We start from the raw sequence: 21,680 nt of genomic DNA, 5'->3' as shown, positions 1-21,680 counted from the left end.
TTTTACAAAACTTGGCGGACGGTCTCGGCCACCTTGTCGGCGGTCAGCCCGAAGAACTTGAACAGAGCGCCGGCCGGCGCGGATTCGCCGTAGCGGTCGATGCCGACGACGGCGCCTTCCAGGCCCACGTACTTGTGCCAGAAGGCGGTGATGCCGGCCTCGACGGCCACGCGCGGCAGGCCCTTGGGCAGCACCGACTGCTTCCAGGCGGCGTCCTGGCGGTCGAACACATCGGTGCTGGGCATGGAGACCACGCGCACCGCGATGCCTTCCTTGGCCAGCTGGGCCTGCGCGTCCAGCGCGATGGCGACTTCCGAGCCGGTGGCGATGATGACGGCGCGGGCGCCCTCGGCGTCGCGCAGCACGTAGCCGCCGCGGGCGATGGCGTCCACGGTGGCGGCGTCACGCTGCACGAACGGCAGGTTCTGGCGCGACAGCAGCAGCGCCGTGGGGCCGCCGTCGTGCACGTCCATGCCGATGCTGGCCGGGCGCGTCACGGCCGCGTTCCAGGCCACGGCGGTTTCCGTGGTATCGCAGGGGCGCCACAGCGACAGGTTGGGGATCAGGCGCAGGCTGGAGGCGTGTTCGATGGACTGGTGGGTCGGGCCGTCTTCGCCCAGGCCGATCGAGTCGTGGGTGAACACGTGCACCACGCGCTGCTTCATCAGCGCCGCCATGCGGATGGCGTTGCGCGAGTAGTCGGAGAAGGTCAGGAAGGTGCCGCCGAACGGCAGGTAGCCGCCGTGCAGGGCCACGCCGTTCATGATGGCGGCCATGCCGAATTCGCGCACGCCGTAGTTGATATGGCGGCCGAACTGGATGCCCTGCTCGCCGGCGCGCACGGGCGCGACGCCCTTCCAGTCGGTGAAGTTGGAGCCGGTCAGGTCGGCCGAGCCGCCCAGCATTTCCGGCAGCGCGGCGGCCAGCGCCGCGATCGCGAACTGCGACGCCTTGCGGGTGGCCACGGTCTCGGCCTTTTCCAGCGTGGCGTTCAGGAAGGCCTGGAACTGCTCGGCGTAGCCGGCGGGCAGCTCGCCCTTCATGCGGCGGGTGAATTCGGCGGCTTCGGCCGGGAATTCGGCGGCGTAGGCGTCGAAGGCGGACTGCCATTCGGCCTGGGCCGCGGCGCCGCGCTTGCGGCCGTCCCAGCCGTCGTAGATTTCCTGCGGGATCTGGAACGGCTCCGACGACCAGCCCAGCGCGGCGCGGGTGGCGGCGATCTCGTCCTTGCCCAGCGGCGCGCCGTGCACGTTGTGGGTGCCGGCCATGTTGGGCGAACCCTTGCCGATGACGGTGCGGCAGACGATCAGGGTGGGCTTTTCCGATTGCGAGCGCGCGGCCTTGATGGCGGCGTCCACGGCGGCGACGTCGTGGCCGTCCACGCCGCGGATCACGTTCCAGCCGTAGCCTTCGAAGCGCTTGGCGGTGTCGTCGGCGAACCAGTGCTCGACGTGGCCGTCGATGGAAATGCCGTTGTCGTCATACAGCACCACCAGCTTGCCCAGCTTGAGCGTGCCGGCCAGCGAGCAGACTTCGTGCGAGATGCCTTCCATCAGGCAGCCGTCGCCGGTGAAGGCGTAGGTGTGGTGGTCGACGATGGTGTGGCCGGGCTTGTTGAATTCGGCGGCCAGCAGGGCTTCGGCCAGCGCCATGCCCACGGCGTTGCCCAGGCCCTGGCCCAGCGGGCCGGTGGTCGTTTCCACGCCCGGGGTGATGCCCACTTCGGGGTGGCCCGGGGTCTTGGAATGCAGCTGGCGGAAGTTCTTGAGTTCTTCGATCGGCAGATCGTAGCCGGTCAGGTGCAGCAGGGCGTAGATCAGCATGGAGCCGTGGCCGTTGGACAGCACGAAGCGGTCGCGGTTGGCCCAGGCGGGATCTTTGGGGTTGTGACGCAGGTTGCCGGCCCACAAGGCTTGGGCGATTTCCGCCATGCCCATGGGAGCACCCGGGTGCCCGGAGTTCGCTTGTTGCACGGCGTCCATCGCGAGGGCGCGGATGGCATCCGCCAAGGCAAGTTTAGGGGCGGTCGGATTGCTCATTCGGAAGGCTCTTTGAAGCTGGTCACCTGGAACACGGCAGGGCCAGTTAAGTAGGTTGCGAAGCAGGGGATTTTAGCACCCGGGGGTTTCCCTCAGGCCATCGGCCATAAGCCGTCCCCCATGCTAGGCTACGCGGCTGACGCAAATGCCCCGCGCCGGCTCCGCCGCCGGGGCCGGCCGCCCCCCGGAGGGGCTGTTTTTCCCCCGATCCGCCACGTTTCGTTTCATGTCCGCCCCCCGCTTCTTCTGCGACCTCCCTCTGACCGCCGGCGTCCGAGTCGCCCTGCCGGACGCCCTGGCCCACCACGCGCTGCGGGTGCTGCGGCTGCGCCACGGCGAGGCCATCGTCCTGTTCAACGGCCAGGGCGGCGAATTCCCCGCCGTACTGGAGGCCGAGGGCAAGGCCGGGTTCGCCCGGCTGGGGCCGTTTTCGCCGCGCGAGGCCGAGCTGGCCGGGCGCATCACCCTGGTCCAGGGCCTGCCTTCCGGCGACAAGATGGACTGGGTGGTGGAAAAAGCGGTGGAACTGGGGGTGGCCCGGGTCTGCCCGGTGGCGGCGCAGCGCAGCGTGCTGCAATTGTCGGGGCCGCGGCTGGACAAGCGCGTGGCGCACTGGCGGCGCATCGCCCAAGCCGCCAGCGAGCAATGCGGACGCAACCGGCTGATGGCGGTGGACGCGCCCCTGGCGCTGGCCGAATGGCTGGCGCAGCCCGCCGACGGCCTGCGCCTGATGTGCCATCCGGAAGCGGCCGACGATCTGGCCGCCCGGCTGCGCGCTGATCCCGGTCTGCAGGCGCTGACGCTGCTGGTCGGCCCCGAGGGCGGATGGTCGGACAAGGAACTGGAACAGGCGCGGCAGGCGGGGGTCCAGGCGGTGCGCTTCGGCCCGCGGGTGCTGCGCACCGAGACGGCGGGCCTGGCGCTGGCCTCGGCCGCCGGGGCGCTGCTGGGCTGGTAGCCCGGCCAGGGCTTCAGTGGTTTTCGCCGTAGGGCGCGGCCGCCACGCCCGGCTCGGGATCGGGGTGCCTGCCGGCGTGTTCGATCACGTACGAAAACACGCGCCCGTTTTCGCGGGCGAAATCGGACGCATCGGAACATACGGTTTCGATCAGGCCGGCGTCTTCCTCGAGCGCCGGATCGCCCGAGTGCAGCCGGTACAGCCACAGCACCACGCCGGTCTTGTGGTCCAGCACGGTGTCGCACAGACAGTCGTAGAGCGCGTCGAGATTGCCGCCGAAGTACTCGGGAAAGTCGACCGCCTTGACGATGGCGCGCAGCACCGCCGAACGGCTGCGGGCGGGATCGCAATTGGCGACGAACAAGGCCAGGCCGAGCTCATGGGCGGCGTCTACCACGGCCTTCTTGTCCAGCCCCTCGTGGGCCAGCGCACCGCCGCGCAGCAGCTGCCGCTGCAAAGTAGATTGGCCATTGCGCGTCATGCCCGAGCCTCCTTGAAAAAGGCGATCACTTCATCGCTACGCTGCATCGTATCGGCATAACCCAGTTCAATCAATCGCTTGGTGTAGCTGGATTCAAACAGGAGGTAGGACATCAGCGACCCGCCTCCCGGACGGCCTGGATCGGACGATACACCGAGCACGCGGAAAAGGGCACGGGCCTGGGTCGGCATGTCCTTCAAATGCTCCAGCGCCATCAGGTCCAGCGACTGGCTGGGCGTGATGGTCAGCACCTCCACGCGGCGCACGCCGCCGCGGACGCCCTCCTCGCCGGCCAGCTCTGTCAGGAAGTTCATGCGCTGCAGGCGCTCGACGTCGGCCGACAGCCCGTCCAGGAAGATGCTGGCCAGCGCATGGCCGCCCACCTGCGCCAGGGACGGGTACGGCGGCGAGTCTTCGCGGTTCTCGGGGTGGGTGTCGTCGCGGAATCCGGTGCCGATCACCAGCACGCGGCTGGCGCCCAGGTGGATGGCCGGGCTGATCGGCGCCAGCTGGCGCATCGAGCCGTCGCCGCACCATTCGCCCTTGCCGTGCACCTGTACCTGGCGGGCCGGGAAGACGAAGGGAATGGCCGACGAGGCCATCAGGTGGTCGATGCCGATCGGGGTCGGGATGGCCAGGCGCAGATAGCGGTGCCAGGGCTCGATCGGCGTATGCGCCTGGTAGAAGGTCAGGTGCTCGCCGCTGGTGTAGCCCGAGGCCGTGATGGCCAGCGCCGACAGGGCGCCGCTTTCGAGGTTGGCGCGCAGGTGCTGGAAGTCCAGCACCCGGCCCAGCAAGGCCTCCATGGGGCTGTTGTCCAGCAGCGAGGTGGGCCGCTTGCGCGCCAGGCCCGAGAACATCCAGCCCAGCGACAGCAGGCCCAGCCAGCGGCCGCCCGTGCGGATGATGCCGGGCGTGTCGGCCCGGTAGATCATGTCGGTGTTGAGCGAAGACCACAGGCGCCGGATGCGGCGCACGCCCAGGTGCGGACGGTCGGCGCGGCAGGCCAGCGCGGCGGCGTTGATGGCGCCGGCGGACGTGCCGCAGATGATGTGAAACGGGTTCTGGAAGCGCGAATGCCAGTCCGGGTCCAGCAGCTCCATGATGGCGCTGAGCACGCCGACCTGGTAGGCGGCGCGGGCGCCGCCTCCGGTCAGGACCAGGCCGGTCTGCGTGCGCGGGCACGCAGGGCCGGCCGGGCGGACTTCAACGCGGGGTGTTGGCATCGACGACCGTCATGGCGGTCATGTTGACGATGCGGCGCACGGTCGAGCTGGAAGTCAGGATGTGCACCGGCGCGTTCGCGCCCAGCAGGAACGGACCCACCGCCACGTTGCTGCCCGCGGTGGTCTTGAGCAGGTTGTAGGCGATGTTGCCGGCGTCCACGTTCGGGCACACCAGCAGGTTGGCCTCGCCCTTGAGCGAGGACGAAGGCAGGATGCGCATGCGCAGCGCCTCGTCCAGCGCGCAGTCGCCGTGCATCTCGCCGTCGATCTCCAGCTCCGGGTCGATCTCGCGCACCAGCTCCAGCGCGCGGCGCATCTTGGCGCCCGAGGCCGAGCTGCCCGAGCCGAAGTTGGAACGCGACAGCAGCGCCGCCTTGGGCGCCAGGAACATGCGGCGCATCTCGTGGGCGGCCGCGACGGTGAACTCGGCGATCTGCTCGGCCGTGGGCTCGTCGTTGACGTGGGTGTCGACCAGCACCACCGTGCGCTCGTTGAGCAGCAGGATGTTCATGGCCGCGTACACGTTGTGGCCGGGGCGGCGGCCGATCACCTCGTCCACGAAACGCAGGTGGTCGTGGTAGGCGCCGACCGAACCGCAGACCATGCCGTCGGCGTCGCCCAGGCGCACCATCATCGCGCCGATCAGCGTCATGCGGCGGCGCATCTCCACCCGCGCCATTTCCTTGGTGATGCCGCGGCGGCACATCAGCTCCCAGTACGTGGTCCAGTACTGGTGGAAGCGCTCGTCGTATTCCGGGTTGGTGACTTCCACGTCCTGGCCCAGGCGCAGGCGCAGGCCCAGTTTTTCGATGCGGGCCAGCAGCACCGACGGGCGGCCCACCAGGATGGGGCGGGCCAGGCCTTCGTCGACCACCACCTGCACCGCGCGCAGCACGCGCTCGTCCTCGCCTTCGGCGAACACGATGCGAGCCTTGCCACCCTCGCGCACGATGCGCTTGGACGCCGCGAACAGCGGCTTCATGAACGCGCCCGAGTGGTACACGAACTGCTGCAGCTGCGCCTCGTAGGCCTCCAGGTCGGCCAGCGGGCGCGTGGCCACGCCGTCTTCCATCGCCGCCTTGGCCACCGCCGGCGCGATGCGCACGATCAGCCGCGGATCGAACGGCTTGGGAATCAGGTAGTCCGGGCCGAACGAAATGTCATAGGTGCCGTAGGCGGCCGCCACCACTTCGTTCTGCTCTTCCTCGGCCAGCTCGGCGATGGCGTACACCGCCGCCTTTTCCATCTCGCGCGTGATGGTGGTGGCGCCCACGTCCAGCGCGCCGCGGAAAATGTACGGAAAGCACAGCACGTTGTTGACCTGGTTCGGGTAGTCCGAACGGCCCGTGGCCATCACCACGTCGTCGCGCACGCCGTGCGCCACTTCCGGCAGGATCTCCGGCGTCGGGTTGGCCAGCGCCAGGATCAGCGGACGCGGACCCATCGCCGCCACCATCTCCGGCTTGAGCACGCCGCCGGCCGACAGGCCCAGGAACACGTCGGCGCCCTGGATCACCTCGGCCAGCTTGCGCGCGTCGGTCTTTTGCGCGAAGCGCGCCTTGTCCGGGTCCATCAGCGCCGTGCGGCCTTCGTAGACCACGCCTTCGATGTCGGTGACCCAGACGTTCTCCAGCGGCAGCCCCAGGTCCACCATCAGGTCCAGGCAGGCCAGGGCGGCCGCGCCGGCGCCCGAGGTCACCACCTTGACCTGCTTGATGTCCTTGCCTACCACTTTCAGGCCGTTGATGAAGGCCGCCGACACACAGATCGCGGTGCCGTGCTGGTCGTCGTGGAAAACCGGGATCTTCATGCGGTCGCGCAGCTTGCGCTCGACGACGAAGCATTCGGGGGCCTTGATGTCTTCGAGGTTGATGCCGCCGAAGGTGGCTTCCAGGCCGGCGATGATCTCGACCAGCTTGTCCGGGTCGGTCTCGTTGATTTCGATGTCGAACACGTCCAGGCCGGCGAACTTCTTGAACAGCACCGCCTTGCCTTCCATCACCGGCTTGGACGCCAGCGCACCGATATTGCCCAGCCCCAGCACCGCGGTGCCGTTGGTGATCACGCCCACCAGGTTGCCGCGCGCCGTGTAGCGGAACACGTTGGCCGGGTCGGCCACGATTTCCTCGCAGGCCGCCGCCACGCCGGGCGAATAGGCCAGCGCCAGGTCGCGCTGGTTGGTGAGCTGCTTGGTCGGCATGACCGAGACTTTGCCGGGGCGTCCGTGCTCGTGGTATTCAAGGGCGGCTTTGCGGAGATTGGCATCCATAGGGGCGGGCTACTTGCTAGAGTGTGAGACACGGAAAGGGGGGAATTCTATTCCGATGGCGCCGGCCGCGATACCTCCGCGCCCCTTGCCAGGCTTGCGTTTCCATCTTAACGCGAGCTTACAAATTGTCGCTATTGCGGCGCCGACAACAAGGGGAAACGGCCGTCCGGATCGAACAGCGCCTTCACCCGCGAATCCAGCCGGGTCGTGGCCAGCCCGGGCGGCTCGGCCGGCGGCGGCAGTTGCGGCGCCGGCGGCGCGTCGGCCAGCGTGACGCCAGACACCCACGCCAGCGTGCCGCCGTGGCCCAGCAGCAGCTGCCCCAGGTTGACGGTGGCCGGCGCCTCGGGCTTGAGCGCGTCCAGGCGGTAGCGTCCCAGCCAGCGTTCGCCGTCGCGCGTGGCGAAGGCGTCCCCGCCCGAGGCCAGCTGGAACAGCGACGGCACCAGGCGCTGCACGGTGGCGGAACGCAGCGGCTGCACGTCGGCCTCGCCGAAGGCCCCCAGCGTTTCCTCCACCCCATCGGCCAGCATCACGTCCACCGCCAGCACGCCCGAACCGGCGCAGCGCCCGGCCTCCCAGCGCGCCGGCGCGGCCAGCCAGGCGGCCAGCGTCAACTCGCCCGGCAGCCCGGCGAACTGGCGCAGCCCGGCGCGCGCCAGCGCGGCCAGCGGCACCCCGGGCCGGGCATGCCAGCGCGCGGGCTCGCCGGGCAGGCGCAGCAATTCCGTCAGGGCCGACGGGTCCACCCGCAGCAACGGCCCGTAATGGGTTTCGAACGGGCCTTCGGCCCCTTCCAGCGCCAGCGTGACGCGGTACTCGGCGCACAGGGCGCGGGCGTGCGCCACGTCGGCCTCGCGCGCCGGGATCAAAACGGCCCGCGGGCCGGCCTCGCCGCTCTCGCCCAGGTCGCGCACGGCGCCCTGGCACAGCAGCCCCAGGCGCTGCAGGAATGCCGCCCAGGGGCTCTGGGCCGGACGTCGGCCCAGGAGGAAAGCGCGGCGCGATGGCTGCATGACTACAATTCCTTTTTTGCTACGAGACGCCTTCGAGAATCCCATGCCCCGCCTTGCCGCCCGCACCCACGATTTCCTGACCTTCCAGGTAATGGAGCTTTTCAAGCAGGCGCAAGCGCTGCAGGCGGCCGGCAAGGACATTATCAGCCTGGGCATCGGCGAACCGGACTTTACCGCGCCGCCCCAGGTCGTGGAAGCGCTGGAACGCGCGGCCCGCGCCGGGCTCAGCGGCTACAGTCCCTCGGCCGGCCTGACCCCGCTGCGCGAAGCCATCGCCCGGTTCTACCACGAACAGTTCGGCGCCAGCATCGATCCGTCGCGCGTCATCGTCACCGCGGGCGCCTCGGGCGCGCTGACGCTGGCCTGCGCGGCCCTGGTCAACGGCGGCGGCGAAGTGCTGATGCCCGACCCCTCCTACCCCGCCAACAGCAATTTCGTGCTGGCCGCCGGCGGCGTGCCGCGGCTGATTTCCAGCACGGCGCAGAAGCGTTTCCAGCTGTCGGCCCAGGACGTGGCCGACAACTGGACGCCGGCCACCCAGGGCGTGCTGATCGCTTCGCCCAGCAACCCCACCGGCACCTCCATCGCCCACGGCGAACTGGCCGAGCTGCTGGCGCAGGTCCGCGCGCGCGACGGCTTCGCCATCGTCGACGAGATCTACCTGGGCCTGTCCTACGAGGGCCAGCCGCGTTCGGCGCTGACGCTGGACGACGACGTCATCGTCATCAACAGCTTCTCGAAGTATTTCCACATGACCGGCTGGCGCCTGGGCTGGATGATCGTGCCGCAGGACATGGTGGCGCCGGTGGAGAAGATCGCCGCCAGCCTGGCGATCTGCGCGCCCACGCTGGCCCAGCATGCCGCGCTGGCCTGCTTCACGCCGGGCGCGATGAAAACCTTCGAGCACCGCCGCGAGGCGTTCAGGCAGCGCCGCGACTACCTGCTGCCGGAATTCGAGCGCCTGGGCATCCAGGTGCCGGTCAAGCCGGACGGCGCCTTCTATATTTATGCCGACATCTCCAACCTGGGCATGGACAGCGCCGCGTTCTCGCAGCGCCTGCTGCTGGAGGCCGGCGTGGCCGCCGTGCCCGGGCTGGACTTCGGCCCGGCCCACGGCGGGCACACCATGCGCTTTTCCTATGCCACGGGACTGGACCGCCTGGAAGAGGCGGTGGCCCGAATGGGGCGGTTGCTGCAGGGGTGAGGGGCGGCGGCGGCTGGGGCCGCCGTTTTCGGGCGCTCAGTCGCGCGCCAGCGCGATGCCCGAGGCCAGCGCCAGGCGGCGCCGTTCGGCCTGCACCTTGGCGCCGTAGCCGTTGTCGTCCGGCCCCGTAGCGCCCACGTAACAGGCCAGGCCGCCGTCCACCGATCCGCGGCGGTTGATGCAATCGCGCAGGATCGTGGTGCCCACGCCGATGTTGGCGGCCGGGTCCAGCGGGTTCTTGCCGACGGCGTCGAACTTGTCCTGGTGCACGCTGGTCATCACCTGCATCAGGCCCTGGGCGCCCACGTGGCTTTCGGCCAGCGGGTTGTAGCGGGACTCGATGGCGATCACGGCCAGCACCAGCAGCGGGTCCAGCTTCTTTTCGCGGCTGACCTTGTATACCGTGTTCAGCAGCGGGCCGGTCGCGTCATACGCGACCTTGTACTTGCGCGAGATATAGTTGCGCAAGGCTTCGGCCTGCGGGCCGCTCGCGATGCTGGCGACCGGCTTCACCGGCGGCGGAGCGACACGCGCCGGCCCCAGCATGCCGGTGGCGTTGCTGGCGGGCGCGTCGGGGATGGCCATGGCGATGGCCGACGACATGTCCGTGCCGAGTTCGGAACCCGTATCGAGATCGGTGCCGGCTTGCATGGACGTGGGCGCTAGGGCGGTCAACAAGGCTTTGTGCACCTGCAATGCCTGGTCGCGCAATCCAGGCAGGGCGAATCCCATGCTTACCGTCACGATCACCGCGATGCCCAGGTAGACGGAGCAGATGCGCAGCGATTCGGCAAGATATTGGTGCACTCCTTGGGCCATGCTCCTGAAGAGCGAGGCCACTGACGCATCGGGCATATAACCTCCTGCGTAAAAAAGAGGGAGTCAATGTTAACCTCTCTTTCTCTCCAAAATGTAACCAAATCGCCGGGATCTGTAGTGAAATACCGCGACCTTAGAGACTTCCTCGCTCAACTCGAACGCATGGGCGAGCTCAAACGCATCGCCCCGCCGGTGTCCACCCGGCTGGAAATGACCGAGATTTCCGACCGCGTGCTGCGGGCCGAAGGCCCCGCCCTGCTGTTCGAAAACGCCATGCACGACGGCCGTCCGGCGCAGATGCCGGTGCTGACCAACCTGTTCGGCACGCCGGCCCGCGTGGCCCGCGGCATGGGCGCCGACGACGTCAGCGCGCTGCGCGACATCGGCGAGCTGCTGGCATCGCTGCGCGAGCCCGAAGCGCCCCGCGGTCTGCGCGACGCGCTGGCCAAGGTGTCGATGCTGAAATCGGCGCTATGGGACATGAGCCCCAAGAACGTCAAGAGCCCCGCCTGCCAGGAGATCGTCTGGGAAGGCAAGGACGTGGACCTGACCCGCCTGCCGATCCAGACCTGCTGGCCGGGCGACGTGGCGCCGCTGCTGACCTGGGGCCTGGTGATCACGCGCGGCCCGAACGCGCGCCGCCAGAACCTGGGCATCTACCGCCAGCAGCTGCTCGGCCCCAACAAGCTGATCATGCGCTGGCTGTCGCATCGCGGCGGCGCGCTGGATTTCCGCGACCACGCCCTGGCCCATCCCGGCACGCCCTTCCCGGTCGCCGTCGCCCTGGGCGCGGACCCCGCCACCACGCTGGGCGCGGTCACGCCGGTGCCGGACAGCCTGTCCGAATACCAGTTCGCCGGCCTGCTGCGCGGCTCGCGCACCGAAACGGCGCAGGCGCTGGGCAGCAACCTGTCGGTGCCGGCCTGGGCCGAGATCGTGCTGGAAGGCCACCTGCTGCCCTCGTCGGACCCGCGCGCCGTCGCGCCCCGGGTGCCCGAGGGCGTCAATCCGCCGGCCAACACCGACTACGAGATGGCGCTGGAAGGCCCCTACGGCGACCACACCGGCTACTACAACGAGCAGGACTGGTTCCCCGTCTTCACGGTGGAGCGGATCACGATGCGGCGCAATCCCATCTACCACTCCACCTATACCGGCAAGCCGCCGGACGAGCCCGCCGTGCTGGGCGTGGCGCTCAACGAGGTGTTCGTGCCGCTGCTGCGCCGCCAGCTGCCGGAGATCGTGGACTTCTACCTGCCGCCCGAGGGCTGCAGCTACCGCCTGGCGGTGGTGTCCATCCGCAAGCAGTATGCCGGCCACGCCAAGCGCGTGATGTTCGGCCTGTGGAGCATTCTGCGGCAGTTCATGTACACCAAGTTCATCGTCGTGGTGGACGAGGACATCAACCCGCGCGACTGGAAGGAAGTGGTGTGGGCGATGACCACGCGCATGGACCCGGTGCGCGACACCCTGCTGGTGGAGAACACGCCCATCGACTATCTGGATTTCGCCTCGCCGGTGTCCGGCCTGGGCGGCAAGATGGGCATGGACGCCACCAATAAATGGCCGGGCGAAACCCAGCGCGAATGGGGCACGCCCATCACGATGGACGCCGACGTCAAGCAGCGCGTGGATGCGCTGTGGGGCCAGCTCGGCCTGTAGGCCGGGCCGCCCGGCTCAGCGCGGTTCGCCGTCGCGCCCGCCGTCCTGGCGGGCGCCGCGCCAGGCCTTGAACAGCTGCCAGCCGACGAACGCGCCGCCGGCGATCTTCAAGAGCCTGGAACGCTTGCCCCCGCGCATGACCATGGCCGAGAGCGAGGAACTGACGAGAGGATAGCGGCGCGCCAGGCTGATCGCCTGCAGCGCCCAGCGCGATGCGCTGCTGGAGGCCAGGCTGGGCAGCAGGCCGCGCAGAAGCGCGGACGGCTCCAGCCTGCGGCCCGCGGACGCGATGCTTTGCGCCAGCGATTCGCGCTCGATCGCGGCGCGGGCGCGCAGCAGTTCGATGCGCACGGCGCGGTCGACGGAAGGAGATCTTTTCGCCATCGCTCAGGCCTCCTCGCGGCGGGGCGCCTGCGGCGCTTCGTCTTCGTCCTGCGCGTCGCGGATGCGGTCGAGCAGCTCCGCGTCGCGCCCCAGCTCTTCGAGCGTGGCGGAGAACGGCGGCGCGCCGTAAACCAGCCCGTGCCGGACCATCAGCAGCAGCACCACGCCGACGATGCCGTAGAAGGCCGCCAGCAGGCCCAGGGCCAGATAACGGTCTTCGGTGGGCCAGAAGGCCACCGCCACCGTGACGGTAAAGACCAGCACCGCCAGCGTCAGGAAGAGCAAGGCAGCAAACGCCATGCCCAGCAGCTTGAGCAAGCGCGCCTTTTCGTCCGAGGCCTCCAGGGCCAGGAGTTCCAGGCGCGTGCGCAGCAGCCCGACCAGGCTGGACGCGACGCCAAATACAGATTTACGCAGACCCATGGCGTGATGGACGCCGGGCGGCAGACGGCTGGCGTCGCCCGCCCGGATGCCCGGCCCCGTCAGCGGCGGCTGATCAGCAAGCCGAGCAGCAGGCCAGTCACGCCTGCGATGCCGATGGCTTGCCAGGGATTGTCATGCACGTAGTCGTCGGTCGCGCGGGCAGCCTTGCGGCCCCGTTCGAGCACGGCGTCCTGGGCCTCGTACAGGGCCTCGCGCGTGCGCTTGAGCGAAGTCAGCGCGCGGTCGCGCAGTTCGTTGGCCTTGTCGCCCGTGCTGCTGGCGGCTTCGCGCAGCAGGCTTTCGGCGTCGTTGAGGCTGGACTTGACACTGTCGATGAGTTTTTCTTTTGCGACGTCTTCGGATTTTCTCGTGGCCATTTTCTTGAGCTCCTGTTGTGTGTCCATGACGCAAACATAATACCAGCCGCCATCGCCGCGGCGCGGCGCGCTTGCTACGGTGTGCTACTTGATCTGCGTAATCTCAACGGCCGACTTCACGCCGCCCTGGTCGATGTCCTGTTTCATTACCAGATTGACGGCCGGACAGTACCAGTCCGTCACGGTGGTGTTCATGCCGGGAATGGGCAGGGTGAGGCCCTGGAAGGTGGCCATGGTGGGGGTGGTGTCGCGGCTGTAGGTGATCGGATGGCAGGACTGCTTGCCCAGGGCGGTGTCCAGGGCCGTCTTTTTGCCCACTGTTTTTTCGCCGATGCGCACCGTGGTGGTGGGCTGGCCGCCCACCGGCGCCTCCTTGCCGATCTTCAGGCGAAACGAGGAGCCGGGCAGCTTCTGGCCCGGGCTGAGCTGGCCGTCGTAGGCGAACAGGCCCAGCATGCGCAGGTCGAACTGGCCCTCGGACGGCCGCGGCGCTTCGCCGGCGGTGGCGTAGCGCACGAAGGTGGCCTGCCCGCTCTTGACGGTCATCAGGTAATCGAGCCTGGACTTGCCCGGCGGCAGGCCGGCGTAGCTGAACGTGGCCACGCCGCGCACCCGCGCGCGGCAGTTGTCGCCGTTGGTCTTGGAGACTTCGGCGAAATTGAGGTCGGCGCCCAGCGCCAGGTTGCCCGTGCCGGTCAGCTGCACCGCGCCGCCGTCGTGCATGAACTGCGCGTCGCACACGCCGGCCTGCGTCGCCTGCGCCGCCGCCAGCGCGCCCGCCGCGAAAACAAAGGATGCCATTTTCCGCATCGTCACAAGCCACTCCATGAATCCGTAAAAAACCGTCCGCCGGACCTGCGGCGTAGGGGTGGCTCGATACTACACCGGGTTCGTCCCGGGGCGTATGTCGGAACGTGTCGGCGGCGGCGCGGCGCGGGCCATCATGGCCAGGATCTCGGGCACGCACGAACCGCAGCCCGTGCCGCAGCCCAGTCCGGATTTCAGCGCGGCCAGGTCGCAGCCCTGCCCGATGCCGGCCTGGATGGCCGCTACGCTTACGCCATTGCACACGCACACGGTGCGCGAGCGCGCCGCGCCGGCGATGCGGCCGGTCAGCAGCGCCGCCACGCCGCGCGGCGCCTCGCCGCCGGCGGCCCATGACAGCAGCGCTTCCTGGGCCCGCAGATCGCCGGTCAGCAGAAAGCCGCGCAGGGCGCCCTGCTCCACCCTGACCCGCCGCATCAGGCCGCGCGCCGGATCGTCGAAGGCCACGTCGGGCCGGCGCAGATCCAGCGCGTCCGCCAGGGCGTCCAGCATGGCGGACGGCGGCGCGGCGGGCGCGGCCAGCCGCAGGCGCACGCCGCCCGCGCCCGCCGGCAGCGCCACGGCGTAGTCGAATCGGCGCAGCCACGGCGCCAGGCGCAGCCGCAGCGCGGCGGCGTCGCCCTGCAGCCACGCCGCCGCCTGCCATGGCAGGCCGGCGGGTTCGGCCGACACGGCGCAGTGCTTGAGTTCGGGCTGGCGCGACAGCGGATCGGCCGCCGGATTGGTCAGCGCGTTCACGCCCAGGCCCGCCATGAACGCGCTGCCCCAGTGCATCGGCAGGAACGCGCAGCCCGGCCTCAAGCCCTCGTCCGGCTGCGCCGGCGCGACCACGCTGCCCCGGCGCGACGTCAGCCTGGCCAGCGCGCCGGGCTCCAGGCCCAGGCGCCGCATGTCCTCGGGATGCAGCGACACCCAGGGTTCCTCGACGTGCCGCGTCAGCGCGCGCGCCAGCGAGGTGCGCGCCATCGTGTGCCAGTGGTCGCGCAGCCGCCCGGTGGTCAGCTGCAGCGGAAACGCCGGGCTGGCGGCTTCGGCCGTGGGCCGATACGCCAGGTCGATGAAGCGGGCCCGCCCGCCGGGCGTGGCGTACACGCCGTCGCCATACAGGCGCGCCGCGCCCCGCCCCTGCCGGTACGGCCATTGCTGCGGCCCGCCGGCTTCCAGCGCGGCGTAGTCCAGCGCGCTGTAGTCCAGGTCTCGGCCGGCCGTCATGCGGGCGTGCTCGGCGAAGACCTCGGCCTCGTCGCGGTAGCCGAACAGCGCCGCCTTGCCCGGCGCCCGCCTGGCGGCCAGGCGCTGCGCGACGGCCTGCGCCAGCCGCCAGTCGGGCCGGGCGTCTCCGGGCGGCGGGACGGCCGCGCGCACCCGGCTGATGCGCCGCTCCGAATTGGTCACCGTGCCGGACTTCTCCGGCCAGGTGGCCGCCGGCAGCACCAGGTCGGCATAAGCCAGGGTCTCGGTGCCCGCGTACGCTTCCTGCACGATCACGAATTCCGCGCGCTCCAGCGCCGCGCGCACGCGGGCCTGGTCCGGCAGCGACTGCGCGGGATTGGTGGCCGCGATCCACAGCAGCTTGATGCGTCCGTCCAGCGCGGCGTCGAACATCTCCAGCGCGGTTGCGCCCGGCGCCTGCGGCAAGGCGTCCACGCCCCACAGCGCGGCCGTCTCGCGGCGGTCCCCGGCCGAGGCCGGATCGCGGTGCCCCGGCAGCAGCGTCGCCATGCCGCCGGCCTCGCGCCCGCCCATGGCGTTGGGCTGGCCGGTCAGCGAAAACGGTCCGGCTCCCGGCCTGCCGATCTGGCCGGTGGCCAGGTGCAGATGGATCAGCGCGGCATTCTTGTCGGTGCCGCTGGTCGACTGGTTCAGGCCCATGGTGTAGAGCGACAGCGCCGCCCCGGCCTGGCCGAACCAGCGCGCCGCCTGCGCGATGTCGGCCGCCGGCACGCCGCAGATCTCCTGCGCGGCCGCCGGCGTGCAGGATCGCACCCGCTCCCGCAGCGCCTCGAAGCCCTCGGTGTGGCGGCGGATGTAGCCGCGGTCGATCAGGTCCTCGTTCACCATGACGTGCAGCATGGCGTGGAACAGCGCCACGTCGGTGCCGGGCGCCAGCTGCAGGTGCAGGTCGGCGCAGGCCGCGGTATCGGTGCGCCGCGGATCGGCCACGATCAGCTTCATGCCGGGACGGCGCGCGCGCGCCGCCTCCAGCCGCCGGAACAGCACCGGGTGGGCGTAGGCCATGTTGGAGCCGGCGATCAGCACCGTGTCCGCCAGCTCCAGGTCTTCATAGCAGGCCGGCGGCGCGTCGGCGCCCAGGGTGCGCTTGTAGCCCGACACCGCGCTCGACATGCACAGGCGCGAATTGGTGTCGATATTGTTGGTGCCGACCAGCGCCCGCGCCAGCTTGTTGAAGACCGCATAGTCCTCGGTCAGCAGCTGGCCCGACAGATAAAAGCCCACCGAGTCGGGACCGTGGCGCGCGACGCAGTCGGCCAGCCGCCCGGCCGCGATGTCCAGGGCCTGGTCCAATGCGATGTCGGCCAGCGGCTGGCCGCGGGCCGCGCGCCATTGCGCCGACAGCACGCGCGCGCCGTCGCGCCGCACCGTGTCGGCCAGCGCCAGTCCCTTGCTGCACAGCCTGCCGCGGTTGGCGGGATGCGCGTCGTCGCCCCGCACGCCCACCACGGCGCCGTCCCGCACCTGCACGCGCACGCCGCAGCCGGTGCCGCAATAGCAGCACACCGACGGCACTTCGGCGACGCCATCGGCCGCGGCGGGCCGGATCATGATCGTGTCCATGCGCTACCCGCCCGCCGCGCTTTCGCCGCCCATGAGCCGGTCGCGCAGCGCGCCTATGCCCCGCCCTTCCCGGATCAGCCGCAAGTACCAGGCGCCGTCGGCGGTGTCGCCGTACAGGCAGACGCCCACCAGCCTGTCGCCGCGGATGACCAGCTTCTTGTAGACGCCGTCCAGCGAGTCGGCCAGCGTGATGGCTTCGGTCTGCCCGCCGCCGGCGAATTCGCCGGCGGAGAACAGCTCGATGCCGCTGACCTTGAGTTTGGCCGACGCGACGCTGCCCTGGTAACGGCCGATGCCGTGCAGCGCCAGATGATTGGCCGCCACCCGGGCCTGCTCGAACAGCGGCGCCACCAGCCCGTAGGCCGTGCCCCGATGGTTGGCGCATTCGCCCACCGCGTAGACGCGCGGATCGTAGGTCTGCAAGGTGTCGCTGACCACCACGCCGCGGTTCACGTACAGGCCGCAGCGCTCGGCCAGCTCGGTGTTCGGCCTGACGCCGGCCGCCATCACGACCAGGTCCGCCGGGATCTCCTCGCCGTCGGCGAAACGCAGCGCGCGCACGCGCCCGTCCGCGCCGCCCAGGATGGCCTGGGTCTGGCGCCGCAGCAGGAATTTCAACCCGCGAGCCTCCAGGCTGGCGCGCAGCAGCGCCGCGGCCGCGCCGTCCAGCTGCCGGTCCAGCAGCGACGCGCCCAGGTGCACCACCGACACATCCATGCCGCGCGCGGCCAGGCCGTTCGCGGCCTCCAGGCCCAGCAGTCCGCCGCCGACCACGACCGCGTGCCGGTAGCGCGCGGAAGCGTCGATCATCTCGTTCACGTCGCCGATCCCGCGAAAGGCGACCACGCCCCGGAGATCCTTGCCCGGCACCGGCGGCATGTAAGGCGTCGAGCCGGTGGCCAGCAGCAGCCGGTCGTAGGGCGCGCAGCCGCCCTCGTCGTCCAGCACCCGGCGGCGCGCGCGGTCCACCTCCACCACCTTGCGCCCCATCAGCAGGCGGATGCCGTGGCGCGCGTACCAGTCCTCGTCGTTCAGCACGATGTCCTGCAGGCTTTGTTCGCCGGCCAGCACGGGCGAGAGCAGGATGCGGTTGTAGTTGGTGTAGGGCTCGGCGCCGTACACCGTGATGTCGTACAGGTCGGGCGCCAGCTTCAGCAGTTCTTCGAGCGTGCGTATGCCCGCCATGCCGTTGCCCACCACCACCAGTTTCTGTTTCGCTCCCATGATGCCGCTAGGCCGCGGCGCGCGCGGCGCCGGCCTCCTCCAGCGCGACCGGGGCAGCGGCCGCGTCCGCCTGCGCGGCGGCCGGCGCGCGCTCCGGATTGCCGTAGCGCCGGTGCAGGAAGTCCACCACGGCGGCGCGGCATTGCAGATAGACGGCGTCGTTGGCCAGCCCGACCCGGTCGCGCGGCCGCGCCAGGGGCACGGGCAGGATGTCGCCGATGGTCGCGGCGGGGCCGTTGGTCAGCATCACGATGCGGTCCGACAGCAGCACCGCCTCGTCCACGTCGTGCGTGACCATGATGGTGGTGGTGCGCGTCTGGGCCACGATCTTCAGCAGCTCGTCCTGCAGGTGCGCGCGGGTCAGCGCGTCCAGCGCGCCGAAGGGTTCGTCCATCAGCAGCACGCGCGGCTCGATCGCCAGCGCCCGCGCGATGCCCACGCGCTGCTTCATGCCGCCGGAGATTTCGCGCGGCAGCTTGTTCTGCGCGGGCAGCAGCCCCACCAGGTCCAGCGCGGCCCGCGTGCGCTGCGCCAGCTGCGGGCGTTTCTCGACGCCGCCGTACACCCGCTCCACCGCCAGATACACGTTCTGGAAGCAGTTCAGCCAAGGCAGCAGCGAATGGTTCTGGAACACCACGGCGCGGTCCGGCCCGGGACCGGCGATCTCGCGTTCCGCACACAGCAGCACGCCGCGGGTCGGGCGCGTCAGGCCCGCGATCAGGTTCAGCAGGGTCGACTTGCCGCAGCCGGAATGGCCGATCAGGGTGATGAATTCGCCCTGCGCCACGGTAAGGTCGATGTCGCGCAGCGCCACGAACGGGCCGCGGCCGGTGTTGAACGTCTGCCCGACGCCTTCGATGCGTACGAATTTCTTCATGGCCTCATTCCTCGGTGTAGGTGTAGCGGCGCGCCAGCGCGATCAGCATGGTCTCCAGCAGCAGCCCGACGATGCCGATCACGAAGATCGCGATGACGATGTGGTCGACCTTCAGGTTGTTCCATTCGTCCCACAGCCAGAAGCCGATGCCGGTGCCGCCGGTCAGCATTTCGGCGGCCACGATCACCAGCCAGGCGGTGCCGATGGACAGCCGCACGCCGGTCAGCACGTGCGGCAGCACGGCCGGCAGCAGCACCTTGGTGATGACCTTCCATTCGGACAGGTTCAGGACCCGCGCCACGTTCAGGTAGTCCTGCGGCACCCGCGCCACGCCGGCCGCGGTGTTGACGATCATGGGCCAGATCGAACAGATGAAGATCGCCCAGATGGCGGCCGGGTCGGCCGCCTTGAAGAGCAGCAGCCCCAGCGGCAGCCAGGCCAGCGGCGAGACCGGGCGCAGCAGGCTGACGATGGGCGAGAACATCGCGCGCACCGCCGCGTAGCGGCCGATGACGAAGCCGGCGGGTATGCCGACCAGCGCGGCCAGCCCGAAGCCGATGGCCACGCGCTGCAGCGAGGCCAGCACGTTCCAGCCGATGCCGCGGTCATTGGGCCCGTTGTCGTAGAACGGATCGGCGAACAGCTGCACGGCCGAATGCCAGGTGGCGCCCGGCGTGGGGATTTCCGGTATGCGCATCGCCACCGCCTGCCACAGCAGCACGAACAGCGCGAAGCCGGCCGCCGGCCCCACGATGGCGCGCAGCGCGGACTCCAGGCGCACGCGCCACAGGATGGCGGCTTCGCCGCCGCCGGACACATTCGTCAAGGTGGACATGGCCACTCCTTTTTTCGTATCGGCGCTCAGGCGCGGACCTTGAACCCGTCGGCGTAGGCCGCGGGGTTGCTGCCATCCCAGGCCACGCCGTCGATGAGCCTGGAGCTGCGCATCTCGCCGGCCGGCAGCGCCGCGCCGGCGGCCTGCGCGGCCTGCTTGTAGATATCGATGCGGTTGACCTGGCGGGCCACCGCCAGGTAATCGGGATGTTCCTTCAGCAGCCCCCAGCGCTTGTGCTGGGTCAGGAACCACATGCCGTCGCTCAGGTAGGGGAAATTGGCCGAACCGTCGGCGTAGAAGCGCATGGCGTGATCGTCGGTCCAGCGCTTGCCCGCGCCGTCGTCGTAACGGCCCTGCATGCGGTCCACGATGGTCGCGGCGTCGGTGTTGACGTAGGACTTGGCGGCGATGGTCTCGGCGGTCTTCTGGCGGTTGGCGGGCGAGGCGTCTATCCATTTGCCGGCTTCGAGTATGGCGGCGGTGACCGCGCGCGCCGTATTCGGATGGCGCGCGACGAAGTCCGCGCTGGCGCCCAGCACCTTCTCGGGGTGCTCGGGCCAGATGGCCTGCGAGGTGACCGCGGTGAAGCCGATGCGGTCCTGGATGGCGCGCGCGCCCCAGGGTTCGCCCACGCAGTAGCCGTCCATATTGCCCACGCGCATGTTCGCGACCATCTGCGGCGGCGGCACCGTGATGACCCTGGCGTCCTTCATCGGATCGACGCCGTAGGCCGCCAGCCAGTAGTACAGCCACATGGCGTGCGTGCCGGTGGGAAAGGTGTGCGCGTAGGAGTAGGTGCGCTTCTCGGAAGCCATCAGCCGGGCCAGCGATTCGCCGTCGCGCGCGCCTGCCTCCAGCAGCTTGTTCGACAGCGTGATCGCCTGGCCGTTCTGGCTCAGGCCCATCAGCACCGCCATGTCCTTGCGCGGCCCGCCTATGCCCACGTGCACTCCGTAGACCAGGCCGTAGAGCACGTGCGCCATGTCCAGCTCGCCGTTCATGAGCTTGTCGCGCACCGCCGCCCAGGAGGCTTCCTTCGACGGCTGGATGGTGACGCCGTATTTCTTGTCGATGCCCAGCACCGAGGCCATCACCACCGACGCGCAGTCGGTCAGCGGGATGAAGCCGATCTTCACCTCGGTTTTCTCGGGCGCGTCGGTGCCGGCGGCCCAGGCGCCGGCGCGCACCAGCGGATCGACCAGCGACAGCAGGCCGGCGCCGGCGACCGCGCGCGCCGTGCCGCCCAGCCACTTGCGGCGCCCCAGGTCGGCGCCGGCGTCTGCGCGGGCCGCGGTGTCGGTGGAATGGCTGGCGATGGTTGGCTTCATGCGTGGCTCCTGGCGAAAAAAAACGTCCCGCGCGCCACGGCGACCAGGCCGGTGGCGATGCGGAACGTCGTTGTCCCTTGCCGCGGATCGCGGCGCTTTGCGTGGGCAGCCGCCGTTGGCCGCCCGTTTTCACTCAAGCAAAGACCGTGCCAATCGCGAAAAGACCCTGCCGCGCAGGGCGCGCGCCGCCGGACGCCGCGGCGCGAACCGACTTGGTGCGCAGTCCGATGCGGCGCCGCACCATTCCTGTGCGGACGCCGCCCCCTCGCCGGGCGCGCCCAGGGCGGGACGCGATGGCATGGAACTTGCATGACCGTCTCCATCAGGAGGAAGCGTCATGCTCAAGGTCATGCTGCTCAACGATGGCGAAGGACGCGCGGCGTCGCTGCGGCAGGTGCTGGCCGCGGCGGGCGTGCGCGTGGTGGCGGAAGCGGCGACCGGCATGGATCTCGCCGCCCGCATCGCCCGCGCGGCGCCGGACGTGGTGCTGATCGACAGCGATGCGCCCGGCCGCGACACGCTAGAGGACGTCTGCGTGGCCAGCGAGCACAGCGACCGCCCGGTGGTGATGTTCACCGGCGACGGCGACCGCGCAACCATACGCGCGGCCCTGCGCGCCGGCGTCGCGGCCTATGTGGTGGGCGAGGTGCCAGCGGCGCGCATCGAGCCCTTGCTGACCGTGGCCATCGAACGCTTCGCCATGGAAAAGTCGCGCCGCGACGAGCTGCGCGAGACGCGCGAGCGCCTGGCCGAGCGCCAGGTGGTGGAAAAGGCCAAGGGCATTCTGATGAAGGCCCGCGCGGTCCCGGAAGACCAGGCCCACCGCCTGCTGCGCGAGTACGCCATGCAGAACCAGAAACGGCTGGGCGAGGCCGCCCGCGAAATCGTGGAGATGAGCCAGTGGCTCAATCGCGCCTAGGCGCGGCGAGCTAATAAG

The 21,680-nt window shown here is 70.0% G+C and carries 18 protein-coding genes and 1 pseudogene; 4 read left to right on the top strand and 15 right to left on the bottom strand.

Annotation, left to right across the window (positions count from 1 at the left end):
• Window positions 1-2: 2 nt before the first annotated feature.
• A complete protein-coding gene (gene tkt / locus AC1M14_RS05995; RefSeq protein ID WP_209165826.1) occupies window positions 3-2,039 on the bottom strand; it encodes a transketolase in 2,037 nt (678 codons plus the stop codon).
• 226 nt (window positions 2,040-2,265) lie between these two features.
• On the opposite strand from tkt, the gene AC1M14_RS05990 reads away from it, so the two are divergent.
• Window positions 2,266-2,997 (top strand): 16S rRNA (uracil(1498)-N(3))-methyltransferase, encoded by a 732-nt coding sequence (locus AC1M14_RS05990; RefSeq protein ID WP_479731202.1) that lies wholly within the window; start codon window positions 2,266-2,268, stop codon window positions 2,995-2,997.
• A gap of 13 nt (window positions 2,998-3,010) precedes the next feature.
• Here the strand turns inward: AC1M14_RS05990 and AC1M14_RS05985 are convergent, their stop codons facing one another.
• The 4 genes from AC1M14_RS05985 to AC1M14_RS05970 all read right to left on the bottom strand — a co-directional run bounded on the left by AC1M14_RS05985 (window position 3,011) and on the right by AC1M14_RS05970 (window position 7,989).
• Window positions 3,011-3,478: a barstar family protein gene (locus AC1M14_RS05985; protein WP_102773683.1), complete on the bottom strand. Its 468-nt coding sequence runs from the start codon at window positions 3,476-3,478 to the stop codon at window positions 3,011-3,013.
• On the bottom strand, window positions 3,475-4,704 hold the full coding sequence (locus AC1M14_RS05980) for a patatin-like phospholipase family protein (protein ID WP_168202165.1): 1,230 nt from the start codon (window positions 4,702-4,704) through the stop codon (window positions 3,475-3,477). Before AC1M14_RS05980 ends, AC1M14_RS05985 begins: the two co-directional genes overlap by 4 nt.
• Complete coding sequence (locus AC1M14_RS05975; RefSeq protein WP_479731201.1) at window positions 4,685-6,973, bottom strand: NADP-dependent malic enzyme; 2,289 nt, start codon at window positions 6,971-6,973, stop codon at window positions 4,685-4,687. The genes AC1M14_RS05980 and AC1M14_RS05975 overlap by 20 nt, the downstream gene beginning before the upstream one ends.
• A gap of 131 nt (window positions 6,974-7,104) precedes the next feature.
• Window positions 7,105-7,989, bottom strand: coding sequence for an FAD-binding protein (locus AC1M14_RS05970; RefSeq protein WP_479731200.1), 885 nt, complete (start codon window positions 7,987-7,989; stop codon window positions 7,105-7,107).
• Between the two features lie 43 nt (window positions 7,990-8,032).
• Here AC1M14_RS05970 and AC1M14_RS05965 point away from each other — a divergent pair, with 43 nt between their 5' ends.
• A complete protein-coding gene (locus AC1M14_RS05965; protein ID WP_479731199.1) occupies window positions 8,033-9,193 on the top strand; it encodes a pyridoxal phosphate-dependent aminotransferase in 1,161 nt (386 codons plus the stop codon).
• Window positions 9,194-9,229: 36 nt separating this feature from the next.
• Here AC1M14_RS05965 and AC1M14_RS05960 read toward each other — a convergent pair whose 3' ends face one another.
• The gene (locus tag AC1M14_RS05960; protein WP_102773686.1) at window positions 9,230-10,048 is read right to left on the bottom strand and encodes a lytic transglycosylase domain-containing protein; all 819 of its coding nucleotides are present in this window, start codon (window positions 10,046-10,048) and stop codon (window positions 9,230-9,232) included.
• A gap of 81 nt (window positions 10,049-10,129) precedes the next feature.
• On the opposite strand from AC1M14_RS05960, the gene ubiD reads away from it, so the two are divergent.
• Window positions 10,130-11,674, top strand: a complete 1,545-nt coding sequence (gene ubiD, locus AC1M14_RS05955; RefSeq protein WP_102773687.1) for a 4-hydroxy-3-polyprenylbenzoate decarboxylase — start codon at window positions 10,130-10,132, stop codon at window positions 11,672-11,674.
• Window positions 11,675-11,689: 15 nt separating this feature from the next.
• Here ubiD and AC1M14_RS05950 read toward each other — a convergent pair whose 3' ends face one another.
• The 9 genes and pseudogenes from AC1M14_RS05950 to AC1M14_RS05910 form a co-directional block, all read right to left on the bottom strand.
• A complete protein-coding gene (locus AC1M14_RS05950) occupies window positions 11,690-12,058 on the bottom strand; it encodes a hypothetical protein (protein ID WP_102773688.1) in 369 nt (122 codons plus the stop codon).
• A 3-nt stretch (window positions 12,059-12,061) separates the two neighbouring features.
• Complete coding sequence (locus tag AC1M14_RS05945) at window positions 12,062-12,481, bottom strand: phage holin family protein (protein WP_102773689.1); 420 nt, start codon at window positions 12,479-12,481, stop codon at window positions 12,062-12,064.
• Between the two features lie 59 nt (window positions 12,482-12,540).
• On the bottom strand, window positions 12,541-12,858 hold the full coding sequence (locus tag AC1M14_RS05940) for an ElaB/YgaM/YqjD family protein (RefSeq protein WP_043544379.1): 318 nt from the start codon (window positions 12,856-12,858) through the stop codon (window positions 12,541-12,543).
• An 84-nt stretch (window positions 12,859-12,942) separates the two neighbouring features.
• Window positions 12,943-13,668: a hypothetical protein gene (locus AC1M14_RS05935; RefSeq protein ID WP_479731790.1), complete on the bottom strand. Its 726-nt coding sequence runs from the start codon at window positions 13,666-13,668 to the stop codon at window positions 12,943-12,945.
• Between the two features lie 69 nt (window positions 13,669-13,737).
• Window positions 13,738-16,479: a nitrate reductase gene (locus AC1M14_RS05930; protein WP_479731198.1), complete on the bottom strand. Its 2,742-nt coding sequence runs from the start codon at window positions 16,477-16,479 to the stop codon at window positions 13,738-13,740.
• Between the two features lie 9 nt (window positions 16,480-16,488).
• Window positions 16,489-17,703: pseudogene (locus tag AC1M14_RS05925) on the bottom strand (NAD(P)/FAD-dependent oxidoreductase); the annotation flags it as partial.
• A 7-nt stretch (window positions 17,704-17,710) separates the two neighbouring features.
• Window positions 17,711-18,580, bottom strand: a complete 870-nt coding sequence (locus tag AC1M14_RS05920; protein WP_479731197.1) for an ABC transporter ATP-binding protein — start codon at window positions 18,578-18,580, stop codon at window positions 17,711-17,713.
• Window positions 18,581-18,584: 4 nt separating this feature from the next.
• Window positions 18,585-19,415, bottom strand: coding sequence for a nitrate ABC transporter permease (gene ntrB, locus AC1M14_RS05915; protein WP_479731196.1), 831 nt, complete (start codon window positions 19,413-19,415; stop codon window positions 18,585-18,587).
• 26 nt (window positions 19,416-19,441) lie between these two features.
• Window positions 19,442-20,743: a CmpA/NrtA family ABC transporter substrate-binding protein gene (locus tag AC1M14_RS05910; RefSeq protein ID WP_479731195.1), complete on the bottom strand. Its 1,302-nt coding sequence runs from the start codon at window positions 20,741-20,743 to the stop codon at window positions 19,442-19,444.
• 337 nt (window positions 20,744-21,080) lie between these two features.
• On the opposite strand from AC1M14_RS05910, the gene AC1M14_RS05905 reads away from it, so the two are divergent.
• Entirely contained in the window at window positions 21,081-21,662 is a 582-nt protein-coding gene (locus tag AC1M14_RS05905) for an ANTAR domain-containing response regulator (RefSeq protein ID WP_102773694.1), read from the top strand.
• Window positions 21,663-21,680 lie beyond the last annotated feature (18 nt).

The organism is Achromobacter sp. SX5 (assembly GCF_056711425.1).
Note: the sequence above shows the minus strand (reverse complement) of the source record. Positions and strands in the feature narration are given on the sequence as shown.